The 13934-nt window shown below is 62.5% G+C and carries 16 protein-coding genes and 1 rRNA gene; 11 read left to right on the top strand and 6 right to left on the bottom strand.

The window, feature by feature from the left end:
* Positions 1–18: 18 nt before the first annotated feature.
* Genes Q390_RS0115485 through Q390_RS18730 form a run of 3 tightly spaced genes read right to left on the bottom strand, consistent with a single transcriptional unit; the run spans position 19 to position 2495 of the window.
* Positions 19–1434, bottom strand: coding sequence for a sensor histidine kinase (locus Q390_RS0115485; RefSeq protein ID WP_027996879.1), 1416 nt, complete (start codon positions 1432–1434; stop codon positions 19–21).
* Positions 1431–2090, bottom strand: coding sequence for a response regulator transcription factor (locus tag Q390_RS0115480; RefSeq protein ID WP_027996878.1), 660 nt, complete (start codon positions 2088–2090; stop codon positions 1431–1433). The genes Q390_RS0115485 and Q390_RS0115480 overlap by 4 nt, the downstream gene beginning before the upstream one ends.
* A gap of 24 nt (positions 2091–2114) precedes the next feature.
* A complete protein-coding gene (locus Q390_RS18730) occupies positions 2115–2495 on the bottom strand; it encodes a PepSY domain-containing protein (RefSeq protein WP_084153958.1) in 381 nt (126 codons plus the stop codon).
* A gap of 146 nt (positions 2496–2641) precedes the next feature.
* Between Q390_RS18730 and Q390_RS0115470 the strand changes: the two genes are divergently transcribed.
* The 10 genes from Q390_RS0115470 to Q390_RS0115425 all read left to right on the top strand — a co-directional run bounded on the left by Q390_RS0115470 (position 2642) and on the right by Q390_RS0115425 (position 11616).
* Complete coding sequence (locus Q390_RS0115470; protein ID WP_027996877.1) at positions 2642–3178, top strand: cyclic nucleotide-binding domain-containing protein; 537 nt, start codon at positions 2642–2644, stop codon at positions 3176–3178.
* Positions 3179–3291: 113 nt separating this feature from the next.
* Positions 3292–3714, top strand: coding sequence for a DUF1924 domain-containing protein (locus Q390_RS0115465; protein WP_027996876.1), 423 nt, complete (start codon positions 3292–3294; stop codon positions 3712–3714).
* A gap of 8 nt (positions 3715–3722) precedes the next feature.
* Complete coding sequence (locus tag Q390_RS0115460) at positions 3723–4274, top strand: diheme cytochrome c (protein WP_027996875.1); 552 nt, start codon at positions 3723–3725, stop codon at positions 4272–4274.
* 13 nt (positions 4275–4287) lie between these two features.
* Entirely contained in the window at positions 4288–5031 is a 744-nt protein-coding gene (locus Q390_RS0115455; protein ID WP_027996874.1) for a cytochrome b/b6 domain-containing protein, read from the top strand.
* Entirely contained in the window at positions 5028–5198 is a 171-nt protein-coding gene (locus Q390_RS0115450) for a rubredoxin (protein WP_027996873.1), read from the top strand. Before Q390_RS0115455 ends, Q390_RS0115450 begins: the two co-directional genes overlap by 4 nt.
* Positions 5199–5343: 145 nt before the next feature.
* A complete protein-coding gene (locus tag Q390_RS19230; protein ID WP_051603286.1) occupies positions 5344–5703 on the top strand; it encodes a TraR/DksA family transcriptional regulator in 360 nt (119 codons plus the stop codon).
* 77 nt (positions 5704–5780) lie between these two features.
* Positions 5781–6446 carry an Lcl C-terminal domain-containing protein gene (locus Q390_RS18720; protein ID WP_245606942.1) on the top strand — a complete coding sequence of 222 codons (666 nt, stop codon included), beginning with the start codon at positions 5781–5783 and terminating at the stop codon, positions 6444–6446.
* Positions 6447–6534: 88 nt separating this feature from the next.
* Entirely contained in the window at positions 6535–7623 is a 1089-nt protein-coding gene (gene hemH / locus Q390_RS0115435) for a ferrochelatase (protein ID WP_027996872.1), read from the top strand.
* Positions 7624–7756: 133 nt separating this feature from the next.
* Positions 7757–10288 (top strand): Lon protease family protein, encoded by a 2532-nt coding sequence (locus Q390_RS18715; protein ID WP_051603285.1) that lies wholly within the window; start codon positions 7757–7759, stop codon positions 10286–10288.
* Positions 10289–10302: 14 nt separating this feature from the next.
* Positions 10303–11616 carry a glycerate kinase type-2 family protein gene (locus Q390_RS0115425; protein ID WP_027996871.1) on the top strand — a complete coding sequence of 438 codons (1314 nt, stop codon included), beginning with the start codon at positions 10303–10305 and terminating at the stop codon, positions 11614–11616.
* A 150-nt stretch (positions 11617–11766) separates the two neighbouring features.
* Here Q390_RS0115425 and Q390_RS0115420 read toward each other — a convergent pair whose 3' ends face one another.
* Positions 11767–11997: a hexameric tyrosine-coordinated heme protein gene (locus Q390_RS0115420; RefSeq protein ID WP_027996870.1), complete on the bottom strand. Its 231-nt coding sequence runs from the start codon at positions 11995–11997 to the stop codon at positions 11767–11769.
* A gap of 365 nt (positions 11998–12362) precedes the next feature.
* Between Q390_RS0115420 and Q390_RS0115415 the strand changes: the two genes are divergently transcribed.
* A complete protein-coding gene (locus Q390_RS0115415) occupies positions 12363–12788 on the top strand; it encodes an RNA-binding S4 domain-containing protein (protein WP_027996869.1) in 426 nt (141 codons plus the stop codon).
* 14 nt (positions 12789–12802) lie between these two features.
* Here the strand turns inward: Q390_RS0115415 and Q390_RS0115410 are convergent, their stop codons facing one another.
* Positions 12803–13552: a 16S rRNA pseudouridine(516) synthase gene (locus Q390_RS0115410; protein ID WP_027996868.1), complete on the bottom strand. Its 750-nt coding sequence runs from the start codon at positions 13550–13552 to the stop codon at positions 12803–12805.
* A 98-nt stretch (positions 13553–13650) separates the two neighbouring features.
* Positions 13651–13763 (bottom strand): 5S ribosomal RNA (gene rrf / locus Q390_RS0115405).
* Positions 13764–13934 lie beyond the last annotated feature (171 nt).

The following is a 13934-nucleotide window of genomic DNA, read 5'->3' as shown; positions in this document are numbered from 1 at the left end:
ATTTAACCCTCCAAACCATCACTCTGGTGAACGCCAGCCGACCGCAGCCAGTTCCACCGTCACCACCAGCCCGCCGCTGGCCAGCGGCTGCAACGCCAGTCGCCCGCCGTACAAAGCCACCAAGTCCTGCACGATAGCCAGACCCAGGCCAGTCCCAGGCACGGCCTCATCCAAACGCACGCCCCGGGCGACCACCGCTTGCAGGTGTTCGGCTCCAATCCCCGGGCCATCGTCCTGAATCTGCAACCGCAGCCGTGTCGGCATGGCACCAGCGATCAGGCCACCGCGAATGCACACCCGCGTATGGGCCCACTTGCAGGCGTTGTCTAGCAGGTTGCCCAGCATTTCTTGCAAGTCCTGCTCCTCGCCGGCAAACAACAAGGGGGTATCACCCAGCTCGACGCTCAGCGCCAAGCCCCGCGCTGCGTACACCCGCTCCATCACCCGCACCAGGCCCGCCACCACCGGCGCCACCGCGGTGCGCTGACCCGGCAAGCGCTGCGTGGCAGCGACGCGGGTTTGCGCCAAATGCCAATCGACATGGCGCCGCGCCAGCGCCAGCTGCTCTTGCACCAAGCGCTCTAAATCATTGCCGACCTGCGCCGTCGCCTGGTCCAGCACCGACAGCGGCGTTTTCAGCGCATGGGCCAGATTGCCGGCATGGGTGCGGGCGCGCGCCACCACTTCGGCATTGCGCTCCAGCACCTGGTTGAAGTCGTTGACCAGCGGCTGCACCTCCTGCGGAAACACGCCCTGCAGCTGCGCGGCATGGCCTTGGTGCACCTCTTGCAAACTGCGCTGCAAAGCGCGCAAAGGCCGCAACCCCACCGCCACTTGCGCCCAGGCCGCCAGCGCCAGCAGCACCAGCAGTGCCGCCAGCGACATCACCAGCACGCCGGTAAAGTGCTGCACCGCCTGCTGCGTCTCCTGCAAATCGCCCGCCACTACCAGCCGCCAGCGCGACCCCGGCGCCGCCCCGGCGCGCAACGAACGCTCCAGCATCAGCAAGGGTGCCCCTTGCGGCCCCAAACCTTCGTGCACATGCAGCGCGCCGTCGGCCATGGCATCGGGCCGCAGCTGCAAACGGGTGTCCCAGAGTGAGCGCGAGCGCAGCACACCGCTGCGCTCCTGCCCGTCGTGGGTCATTTCGTCAATTTGCCAATACAGCCCGGAGTATGGCCGCTGCCAGCGCGGGTCCGACAGCGCCTGGCTGTCGATACGCGGCCGGCCCGCCGCGTCAAATTCAAGCTGGGCGGTGAGCTGATCGAGCTGCTGGGTCAGCGTGGCTTCAAACTGCTGCAGCACATGCTCCCGAAACAAGCTGCTCAGCACCCAGCCCGCCAGCAGCAGTGCCACCGCCAAACCGACCAGCGTGGCCGCCAACAGCCGAAAGCGCAGCGACTGTGCCCAGTGGCGCTGCGGCGGCGTACTCATGGCTGCTGCAGGCGATAGCCCAAGCCGCGCACGGTTTCAATCGGCGCGCCCGGCAGTTTCTTGCGCAACCGCGCGACAAACACTTCGATGGTGTTGGAGTCGCGGTCGGCATCCTGGGCGTAGATATGCTCGTTCAGCTCGGTGCGCGACACCACGCTGCCCTGGCGGTGCATCAGATAGCCCAGCACCTTGTATTCATGGCTGGTGAGGGCGACGGGGTGTCCAGCCAGCGTGACCCGACCACTGCGCGTGTCCAGCGCCAAATCGCCACACTGCAACAGCGGCGACGCCAAGCCGCTGCTGCGGCGAATCAGCGCCCGCAGCCGCGCCAACAGCTCTTCCATGTGAAACGGCTTGGTCAGGTAGTCGTCGGCCCCAGCGTCAATGCCGGCCACCTTCTCTGACCAATTGCCGCGCGCAGTCAGGATCAGCACCGGCATGATGCGCCCGGCCTCACGCCAGCGCTGCAACACCGTCAGGCCATCGATCAGCGGCAAGCCCAGATCCAGCACCACGGCGTCAAAATTTTCCGTATCGCCCATGAAGTGGGCGTCGCGCCCGTTGTCGGCTTCATCCACCACATAGCCGGCGTCTTGCAAACCGGCGCGCAGTTGCGCGCGCAGGGTGGGTTCGTCTTCTACCAACAAGATGCGCATCGTCGATTCGGTGGTTAAAGTTTTTCAGCGGGCAGGGTGATGGGAGCCGCCGCGTCCGGCCTCGCGTACTTTCAAGCGCAGCACCTGCGCCGTGCGGGCGTCGAGCTTGAGCTTCATCAACTGGCCATCGGCGCTCAGCAGCTTGATTTCATAAATCCACTGACCATCGTCCTGCTCCAGCTCGACCTCCAGCACCTGGCCCGGGTGCTCGCGCCCCAGGCGCTCCAGCACCGTGGTCAACGGCAGCACTTGGCCGGACTGTACCGCCTGCAGGGCGCGTTCATGGTCGTCGTGGCTGCCCGACCAGGCGGGTGCCGCGCCCAAGCTGCACACCAGCCAGACCCACACCAACAGCGCACAGTGGCGCACAGGGTGGACGAGAGAGCAACGAAAAGCACAGGACATGACGGCGATTGTCCGGTAGAGACCTGAACCGTTGATGAACACCGCTTTCAGCTTGGGTACAGGTACGGCAACGCAAGCTTGCCGCACAAAACCAGAAGCCTTGACGGCGCTGGACAAGACAAACCACCCATAGAACGGAGTTCTCCATGAATACCCTCCACGCCATCGAAACCGACTTCTGGCCGTTGAAGCGCAGCGCAGTCATGGATCCGGCCAGCCTAGCCAACAGTGTCTGGCAGGTGCTGGACGGCATGCTACTGGTGGAACGCAGCATGCCCGGTGCACGGGTCAGCCTGCGGCTGGCGCTGCCGAGTGACTGGGTGGGCACCGAAGCGATGTGTGACTTGAGCGCAAGCACACAAGTCACGGCGATCATCCCCAGCACTGTCAAAGCCATTGCAGTACGGCGCCTGACGGTATCGGCGGTCATGGTGCGCCAGCACCAGCAATCGTGCGATCACCTGCTGGCACTCAGAACCGGCTCGGTCGAGAACCGCATCGACTATTTCCATGCGCTGTTGCAACAAGCCAGCGCGGGTGGCCAGCTGATGTTTCCGGCACTGCGCCATATCGCCTTATTGGTGGACGCGGCGCCAGAAACCGTCTGCCGGGTCTTGGCGCCGCTGCGTCCTGAGCGCACGCGGGTGCCGCTGCGCCTTTATCGGCAGGCCGCGCTCACCTGAATGGACGATGAACAGCGCCTTCAAACCCGATTCAAGTTCGCACACCAAGAATGTCTCTCCATTCACTCTGGCCGCGCCGACCTCTCTTTTTTGACCGCCCCCAAGCCCTTGCCATGACTTTTTTTCAACGCCCCATTTCCTTGGCAGCCGTGCTGTCGGTCACGCTGCTCAGCGCGTGGCTGCCACTGACCAGCCACGCCGCAGAAACCACCGCCGCACAACAACTGAGCCACTGGAGCACCCAGGCTGGCCGCCCCGGCAACGCCGAGCAGGGAGCCACCTTCTTTAACGCCCGCCATGGCGGCGAGTGGTCTTGCGCCTCGTGCCACGGCACCCCGCCCACCAAACAGGGTGAACACGCCAGCACTGGAAAAAAAATCGCGCCGCTGGCACCAGCGTTTAACCCCAAAGTTTTTACCGACACCGCCAAGGTCGATAAATGGTTTCGCCGCAACTGCAAAGACGTGCTGCAACGGGAATGCAGTGCCAACGAAAAGGCCGACGTGCTGGCCTACCTCAACCGCCTCAAACCCTAGGAGCCAGCATGGCCACCATTTCTTATCTCCCTTCTTGGCAAGCCGCCTTGGCCACTACCACGCTGGCCTTTGCCGCCCTCAGCAACGCTCAGGCCGACAGCGGCCGCGCCATGCCACGCAACGTCCCGCCCGGCTATACGCAAGAGTGCGGTGCCTGCCACACCGCCTACCCGCCCAGCCTGTTGCCAGCCCGATCGTGGCAGCGCACCATGGTCGGGCTCAATCAGCACTTTGGCACCGACGCCTCCTTGGACAGCGCCACCACGCAACAACTCAGTGCCTGGCTGCAGGCCCATGCCGGCACCTACAAACGGGTACGCGAAGAGCCGCCCGAGGATCGCCTGACCCGCTCGGCCTGGTTTGAGCACAAGCACCGCAAGATCAACCCCAGCGTCTGGCAGCACGCCAGCATCAAGAGCGCCGCCCAATGCGGCACCTGCCACACCCGTGCCGACGAGGGCGATTACGACGACGACAACGTCCACTTCCCTGCCGGCATAGAGGCACCGATGCAGCACTCCAAAAAGACTTGGAACCGCTGGTTGCCTTGGAAAAACTGAACCGAGCCCCGCCATGCAAACCATTCCTGTACCCCACCCGCACGCTACAGCTACAGCGCAACCGACCCAGTCAGTGCCCCACCCCAGCCGTTTGGTGGTGGACGCGCCGATGCGCATGTTTCACTGGCTTTTTGCCTTGAGTTTTCTCGGCGCCTACCTGAGCGCCGACAGCGAGCGCTGGCGCCTGCTGCACCTCACGCTGGGCTACACGCTGGCCGGTCTGCTGGTGTTTCGGCTGGCCTACGGCCTGTTCGGCCCACGCCCAGTGCGCTTAAGCGCGATGCTACGCAAACTGCATGGCATGGGGGCGTGGCTGCGATCCCTGACGCACCTGCTCGCATGGGCACAAATTAACTGGCGCCAAGGCCAAAACCTGCTGACCGCGCTGGCCGTGGTCACCTTACTGGCACTGGTGCTGCCACTGACGCTGACCGGCTACGCCAGCGACCACAACTGGGGCGATTTTTTGGGCGGTGATGGGGTCAATGCGCTGCACGATTGGTTTGGCGAGGTGATGTTGGCCATCGTGCTGCTGCACTTGGCGCTGATCGCCGGTCTGAGCCTGCTGCGGCGCAAAAACCAGGCCCTGCCGATGCTGACCGGGCGCGCACCGGGCGCTGGCCCCGACCTAGTGAAAAAAAATCGCCGCTGGCTGGCCGCTGCGCTGCTGCTGGCGGTCATCGCCTACGACGCCTGGGAATGGCAACAATCGCCCCACGGACTGATCCCCAGCCGAACAGAAAGTCATGTTTCATGAAAACCTATATTTATATGTGTATCGCCTGCGGGCTGGTGTATGACGAAGCCGCCGGCTGGCCACAAGACGGTATCGCACCCTGCACACCTTGGGCCGATGTGCCGGTGGACTGGCGCTGCCCGGAGTGCAATGTCGGCAAAGCTGATTTCGAGCGGGTGGAATTCTAAAAAATCCATAAGGGCGCATGACAATACGAACACTTGAGGCTAGCCACTGGTATATCGGCGCCTGAAGGAGGTATTCTGGTCTGGAGCGCAGCGGGCACGCTGCCAGCCTTTCCCTGCCACCTTTCCTTTTGTCGGAGACACCCCCATGAACCAAAAAATGACCCTTGCCCAGCACGAGGAACTCAAGGCGCTGCTGCTGACACGCCGCCATGATCTGCAGGCACAGATACAACAGAACCAGGAAAACCTCACGCCCCCCAGCGCCGACGAAGGCGCGGTGCTGCAACGCAATGTGGCGCGTGAAGTCAACCAGGCGCTGACCGATCTGGACGCTACCGACGTGGTACGTATTGACCGTGCGCTCGAAAAAATGGCCGATGGCAGCTATGGTGTTTGCGGTGAATGCGGCTGTACCATTCCGTTTGAGCGACTGAAAATCGAGCCACAAACCCAGCACTGCGTGGCCTGCAAGTCGCGCTGGGAAAAAACACACCCGGCGCACTAAGCTCGCACGGATAGCGCGCACCACACGCCCTGCGGTGCGCCACCCCTCATTCACGCACTCAGAAAGGCCATAGTCCCATGAAATCCGCCCTTTTTGTCTGGCGTCATGTCGTTGCCAGCCTAGCGCTGGGCTGGACGGCCGCAGTGCTGGCCCAGGCGCCCGCCCCGACGTCAATGCCACCACCAGCTGATGTCCAGGCTCCCGACGCCGCCGCCGCCGCCGCGGCGGCGAGCGCCTCTGCCACTTCGACTCTGAGGCCCTCTGCTGATGGCACCGCCATCATTGACCGGCGTAGCAAGCTGGCCTGGGCCCGCTGCGTCGAAGGCATGCACTGGAACGGCAAAACCTGTACCGGTCAGCGCCAATTGTTTGAACGCGCTGAAGCCACCGCCGTAGCCCAGGCACGCGCCAAGGCCGAAGGGCTACGCTGGCGTCTGCCGCGGGTCAATGAACTGCGCCGCCTGGTCGATAAAAAAGCCAACCCGCCGGGTATCCCGCCGCTGCTTTTTCCGGCCGCGCCGTTCGGCATGCACTGGACAAGTACGGCCAACATCAAGAATTTTTCGAATAACCAGTACAACTACACCAACATGACCCAAGGCAACGCCGGCGTCACCGGTAGCCGCTTGACTGCGCTGGATGGCTGGGCCGTAGACATGGAGACCGCCCAGGGCAGTGGTGACGTTCCGCGCAGCACCAAGCTGCCAGTGCGTCTGGTGCGTCTGGCCACCGAACACGATTGACGCACCGGCAAGGTGTATCAGCCGGGCCACCGGCGGGGGCGCCCACGCGGCAGACATCCCCATTGCAAGCCGTGCGCGAGAATGCCGCATGTCTTTTCACACCGAACCCCCTTACATCCACGGGCAAGCCGCTCGAACTGCCATCCTGCTGTGCAACCTGGGCACACCCGACGCCCCGACGGCATCGGCGCTGCGCCGCTACTTGGGGGAGTTTTTGTCTGACCAGCGCGTGGTCGAAATCCCCAAGCCGATCTGGTGGCTGATCCTGCACGGCATCATTCTGCGCACGCGCCCAGCCAAGTCGGCCGCCAAATACGCCAGCATCTGGACACCGGACGGCTCGCCGCTGGCGGTGTGGACAGCCAAACAAGCGACGCTGTTGCGCGGCTGGCTGGGCGAAGCCGGCAGCAACGTACTGGTGCGCCACGCCATGCGCTACGGCAACCCATCCATTGCCAGTCAACTCGACGCTCTCAAGGCTGAAGGCGCCACCCGCATCCTGATCCTGCCGCTGTACCCACAGTATTCCGCCACCACCACCGCCAGCGTGTTCGATGCCGTCTACCGCTGGGCGGCGCGCACGCGCAATGTGCCCGAGCTGCGCTTTGTCAACCACTACCACGATGACCCCGGCTACATCGACGCGCTGGCGCGCAGCGTGCAAACGCACTGGAAACACAACGGCCCGCCCGACAAGCTGGTGATGAGCTTTCACGGCGTACCCGAGCGCACGCTGCAACTGGGCGACCCCTACCACTGCGAAAGCCACAAAACCGCCCGCCTGCTGGCCGAGAGGCTGGGTCTGCATAAAGACGATTGGCAGCTGACTTTCCAGTCGCGCTTTGGCAAGGCCAAATGGCTGCAGCCCTACACCGAGCCAACGCTGATCGAGATGGGCAAAGCCGGTGTCGGCCGGGTGGATGTGATCTGCCCCGGCTTTACCGGCGACTGCCTGGAAACGCTGGAAGAAATCAGCCAGGAAGCGCGCGAAGCCTTTCTGCACGCCGGCGGCAAAGAGTTTCACTACATCCCCTGCCTGAACGACAGCCCCGACTGGATCACCGCACTGAGCCACATTGCGCAGCAACACCTGGGTGGTTGGCCGGTGCAGGTGGAGGACAGCATCGCCTTGGCCGGCGCCCGCGCACACGCCGTGGCCGGTGGCGCACCGCGCTGACCAGGCCCAGTAACGCAGACCTTTGAGCCTGAGCCCCTCACTGATACTCCTTATTTAATAGCTTACAGCGCTTACACCGTAAGCGTTATAGCCTTATTTGACTCTTATTTTGTGCTGCCCCGCAGCGCCTACCATGCCTTCCACCGATCCTGTCTCGCCGCCCCAATCCCTCGCTCCCACGCAATTGCGCCTGCGCATTGACCCGGCCACGCTCGGTTTTGCGCACACCGGCGAGCTGCAAAACTTACCCCTGCCCTGGATTGGCCAAGAGCGCGCCGCCGCAGCCGCACGTTTTGGCCTGGGGATGCAGCAGCCCGACTACCACCTGTTCGTACTGGGCGAGCTAGGCAGTGGCCGCACCTCGCTCCTGACCCAAGCCATGCACGAAGCCGCCGCGCTGTGCCCAGTGCCGCCTGATTTGTGCTACCTATACCACTTCGATCAACCCGAGCGCCCGCACGCGCTGCGCCTGCCCGCAGGCCAGGGACGCGTGCTGCGCGCGGGCATGGACAAAGCACTGCAATTGCTGCCAAACGACATCGCCAAACGCTTGGAAGAAGCCGACTTTCGCGCCGACAACACCGATCTGGACAAAAGCCACCAGACCGAACAGGACCAGGCCTTTGCCGCGCTGGAGACGTTTGCACGTCAGCGCCAATTTGCCCTGACACGCGACAGCGGCCACATGGTGTTCACCCTGCTCGATAGCCACGGCAAGCCACAAACACCCGCCCAAACCAGCGCCCTGCCCACCGGGCAGCGCACCGCCATCGCCGAGGCCGAGCAGGCATTGCGTGCAGAAATTGCCCGCGTGCTGGCGGCCCTGCGCCCGATCGAACGCAGCTACCAGCAGGCCCGCACCGATCTGCGCCGCACCACCATCGCACCACTGCTGGCACAGGCGCTGGAGGGGCTGCACAGCGCAGTGCGCGCCAGTCTGCCAGACCCCACGCCAGTCAACACCCAACTGACCGACTGGCTGGGCCGGGTACAAAAAGCGCTGCTAGAACAGTTGGCGCTGTTCCTGCCATCGAACAACGATGGCAGTGACGGCGTGGGCGACGACAGCAGCACCGAGGCCGCCACAGACGACGAGGAAGATCGCAAGGACGCCCTGGAGGCCTTGTTGGCGCAGTGCCGCATTCACCTGGCCGTAGACAACAGCGGGCGCACGGCCGCGCCAGTAATCATTGAAGACAACCCGCAGCTGCGCAGTCTGTTTGGCAGCGTCGAGGCCAGCACGGACGAAGATGCCGCACCCACTGACTTGGGCGCCATCCACGCCGGCAGCCTACTCAAGGCGCATGGTGGTTTTTTAATGTTGCACCTGCGCGACGTGGCTGCCGCCGAGGGGTTGTGGGAGCGCCTGCGCCGCTTTTTGCGCTGTGCCCGGGTGCAACAAGACGACACCCCGGCCAGTGCCCCCGGCCACGCCAGCCGCTTGGTGCTGCAGCCCGAGCCGGTCGAGGTGGAAGTCAAAATTGTGCTGATCGGCTCGGTGGAGGAGTACTACGCCCTGCAAGCCGCCGACCCCGAAGTCTCACAACGCTTTCGCGCCAAGGTCGATTTCGCCGAATCCTTTCGCAGCACCCCCGAGACGCGCCACGCCACCGCCGTGTTCATTGCGCACATGGCACGCAAACGCCGCTTGCCTGATTTTTCAGCCGCCGCCGTGGCGCGCCTGCTGGAGCAATCGCACCGCGAGGCCGACGACCAGACGCGCCAAAGCGCGCTGTTTGCGCAGACCGAAGCCCTGGCTACGGAAAGCGCCGCACTGTGCCGCGCACGCGCCGGTACCTGGGTCGAAGCTGCCGATATCGAGGCCGCCCTGCAAGCGCGCACGCTGCGCCACAACTACACCGAACAGCGCCTGCACGAGTCCATTGCCGATGGCGAGCGCCTGATCACCCTGCACGGCAGCCACATCGGGCAAGTCAATGCGCTGACGCAAATCGACCAGGGCGACTACCGCTTTGGTTTTCCGGTGCGCATCACGGCACATGCTTTTGCCGGCCACGAAGGGCTACTGAACATCGAGCGCGAGGTCGAAATGTCCGGCCCCATCCACGACAAAGGCGTGCTGATCCTACACAGCTACCTGACCGCCCTGTTTGAGCACATTGCCCCGCTGGCGTTGAACGCCTCTGTCGTTTTTGAACAGGAATACAGCGGCGTCGAAGGCGATTCGGCCTCATGCGCCGAACTGTATGCGCTGCTGTCTGCCCTATCAGGCGTACCGCTGGCGCAGGGCATTGCCGTGACCGGCGCACTGAACCAGCATGGTCAGGTGCTGCCGGTGGGCGGTATCAATGAAAAGATCGAAGGCTGGTTCAAGGTCTGCGAGGCCGCCGGTCTGGACGGCACGCAAGGCGCCCTGATTCCGGCGCGCAACCTGCAGCAACTGATGCTAGAGCAGCGCGTGGTCGATGCCGTGGCCGCCGGGCGCTTTCACATCTACACCGCCGGTCACGTCAGCGATGGCATCACCGTGCTCACCGGCCAAGACGCCAGCGCCACGCCGGCAGCAGCGGACAGCGTCTTGGCACTAGCCGAGCGGACCCTACGCGACTTTCGCCGCGCCTGCCAAGTGGCAGGGCACACACGCCTGCGCTTTCCCAGCCGGCCACGCCATAACGGTACGGTCGCGCCAGCAAAGAAACCATAGAAAGTATCAACGGCATGACCCCCGCCAGCCACGCACCGCGCGCCTTCTTGCGCGCACTCTACGACGTCGCCGTGGCGCGCGCCCAGCCAACGGCGGACACGCTGGCGCCGTTTCTGCCCGCACCGCCCGCCGGGCGTACGGTGGTGATTGGCGCCGGCAAGGCCAGCGCGGCCATGGCCGCAGCGCTGGAGGCGCTGTGGCCGGTGCAGGCACCGCTGAGCGGCTTGGTTGTCACCCGCTATGGCCATGTACCGATAGGCGCTCGGCACACCTCTAGCCGCATTGCCATCCTCCAAGCGGCGCACCCGGTGCCGGATACCGCCAGCCAAGACGCCGCTGAGCGCATCGCGCAGCAGGTACAGGGTTTGGACGTTGATGATTTGGTGATCGCCCTGTTCTCGGGCGGCGGCTCGGCGCTGATGGCGCAGCCCGCGCTTGGCCTGACGCTGGCCGAAAAACAGGCCATCCATACTGCCTTGCTGCGCAGCGGCGCCACCATTGCCGAGATCAACTGCGTGCGCAAACACCTCTCGGCCCTCAAAGGCGGGCGCTTGGCAGCACTGGCCGCACCGGCGCACGTGGTGACGTTGCTGATCAGCGACGTACCCGGCGACGACCCAGCCACCATCGCCAGCGGCCCGACCGTGCCCGACGCCAGCACCTGCGCCGAGGCCTTGGCCATTTGCCAGCGCTATCAGTTGACTTTGCCCGCAGCCGCGTTAGCCGGACTGCGCAGCGGCCAATTTGAAACACCCAAACCCGGCGACGCGCGCTTTGCCAGCCAGCGCGTGCAGCTCATCGCCACGCCCCAGCACAGCCTGGAAGCCGCCGCTGCACTGGCGCAATCGCATGGCGTGGCGGCACACATCTTGTCCAATGCGCTGGAAGGCGAAAGCAGCGACATCGGCCAGATGCACGCCGCCATCGCCCGGCAGGTGGCGCAGCATGGCCAGCCGTTTACCCGGCCCTGCGTCATCCTCTCGGGCGGCGAAACCACCGTCACGCTAGGCGCCAGCAAACCCACTAAAGCACCCAGCCGGGGCGGCCGCGCCAGCGAGTTTTTGCTCAGCTGCACCATCGCGCTGCAAGGCGAGCCTGGGGTATACGCACTGGCCGCTGACACCGATGGCATCGACGGCAGCGAAGACAACGCCGGCGCCCTCGCCACGCCCAGCACGTTGGCACGCGCCGCCGCACTCGGCCTGTCGCCTGCCGAGCATCTGGATCGCCACGACAGCTACAGCTTCTTTGCCGCGCTCGGCGATCTGGTCATGACCGGGCCAAGCTTCACCAATGTCAACGACTTCCGCGCGCTTTACCTGCCCTGAAAATAAATATTAGGCCAAAACTGGGCCAAACCTTTATCGGCCATGCAGTAGTAGCTATTTTTTTGATGCAATGCAGTGTGTGAAGTGATCCACAAAAAAGGGCATCCCATAGACGCCCGCGGTTCATCACGGCATGACTCGATTAACGCATCACTTGCGCCAGTAGTTGTTCGCAGCGGAGGCTGTCTGAAAATTGATGGCAATCACTTGGGATGCTGCCGTCAGTGCATCGGCCGAATCTGCGTATTCAGGGCGCATTTTTTTCAACTTCTCAGGATCAGGCTGCGTATATTTGACGCCACGGCGGCTCAGCGTAATAGCCAGTTCAAATCCTTCCTGGGGCGTGGCGGTCAGTAGCGTCGGAAGCCAATTTTCAGTCATAGAAAATTCTCCTTATAAAAATAAAACCGGTATATGCAAAGGATCCGGTGCACGCCCACTCGGCCAGCGGGCCGCCCACGGCCGACAGCATAGCCCGGCGCTACATCCGTACAAAGCAAGGGGGCTCGATACAGCGGCGCGGCCCATACCCTGCCCGGTGCAGCACCGGCTACGCGGTGACATGCAGCTCTACAGCCACCAGTCGGATTTCTCAATACGGAACGCTCAACGCGCTCTCAGGGAAGATTGAGCACAAACTGTGGATAGCGCGGCCTGCACCAAGGCATCGTTGCCCCATCCTTTTCCGGGTTGATGCGGGTATGCACGTGCTTCAGCACAAACCCCGCCACGGCAAAATAAGCACTATGAACCAGCTCGACATCTTGCGCATCGACAAATGGCTCTGGTGCGCACGTTTTTTCAAAACGCGCAGCCTAGCGGCAGATGAAATCGCTAAAGGCCATGTCACCATTAATGGTCAAGCGGCCAAGGCCTCACGTGAAGTGCACTGTGGCGACACCGTTGCCCTGCGGCAGGGGCTCATAGCACGCACAGTGGTGGTGCGCGGCTTGAGCAACGCACGCGGCCCGGCACCTGTAGCGCAGCAACTTTATGAAGAAACGGCCGAAAGTATCAGTGCCCGTGAACAAACCGCCGAACAACGCCGCTTGGCGCCCGAGCCGGCCCATACTTTGATGGAAGGTCGTCCCACCAAACGCAACCGACGTGACATGGAGCGTGCCAACTCTTGGGGCAGCCGCTGGAGTGCCTCGGTGGATGGCAGTGATTGATCTCTATTTTTTGATCAGCTAATCGAACGCAGCTTTTCCAGATCTTCCTGGGCCAACCACCGCCATTGGCCTACGGCGAGATCCGTAGGCAACTCCAATGCGCCAATGCGCGAGCGGTGTAAGGATTCCACACGGTTACCCACAGCGGCCAACATACGCTTGACCTGGTGATATTTTCCCTCAGTCAAAGTCAGATCCAACCGATGTTCATCCACTAGCGTACAGGTGGCGGCGCGCACTGGCTTGGGATCATCATCCAAAACCACACCTGCCAGCAGGCGCTCCTTTTGCTCGGGTGTCACTGGATGTTTGGCAGTGATTTGATAGATCTTGGGGACATGTTTTTTCGGCGAACTCATGCGATGGATGAACTGTCCGTCGTCACTGAGCAATAAAAGCCCGGTCGTATCTTGATCTAATCGCCCAACCGCCTGCACCCCTTGCACGGCACTTTTTGTCGGGCGCTGGCGCAACGCAGCCGGAAGCAAAGTGTAAATACTGGGATAGGTCGATGGTTTTTGTGAACACTCAGTTCCTGCTGGCTTGTGCAACATTACATAGGCTTTTGCATAGTAAGGCCAATCCACTCCCTGTATCCGCAAACATAAGTTTTCTGGCTCAAAGCGAGCACTTGAGTCAGTGCATAAAACAGGGGACTCTTTCGAATCAGCTCCGTAAATCTCCACCAGCCCATGCTGCACCAAACCTGAACACACACGTCGCGTTCCAAAGCCCTGAGAAAAAAGAATATCCTGCAATTGCATATTCAGATCCAGTAAATTTTACCTAGTGCAAGAACACAAAGCAGAAAGACAAAACCCCCCGCACATTGCTGAGCGGGGGGTATTTGCTGGCTGTAAGAGCCTGACGATGACCTACTTTCACACGGGAACCCGCACTATCATCGGCGCGAAGTCGTTTCACTGTCCTGTTCGAGATGGGAAGGAGTGGGGCCAACTTGCTATGGTCATCAGGCATAAAGGGTTGCCGCGCTGATCATTGATCAGCACAGCCAATTCATAGAGTCTGGAATCAGTTTTTTTCGAATTTGTATTTTGACTGCGTCAGCTTTGGCATAACAATCTTTGAAGATCACTTAAATTTCTTTAAGCAAAGGCTATCAAAGTTATAGGGTCAAGCCGCACG

It is taken from the genome of Simplicispira psychrophila DSM 11588 (genome assembly GCF_000688255.1).
Lineage (GTDB): Bacteria > Pseudomonadota > Gammaproteobacteria > Burkholderiales > Burkholderiaceae_C > Simplicispira > Simplicispira psychrophila.
Note: the sequence above shows the minus strand (reverse complement) of the source record. Positions and strands in the feature narration are given on the sequence as shown.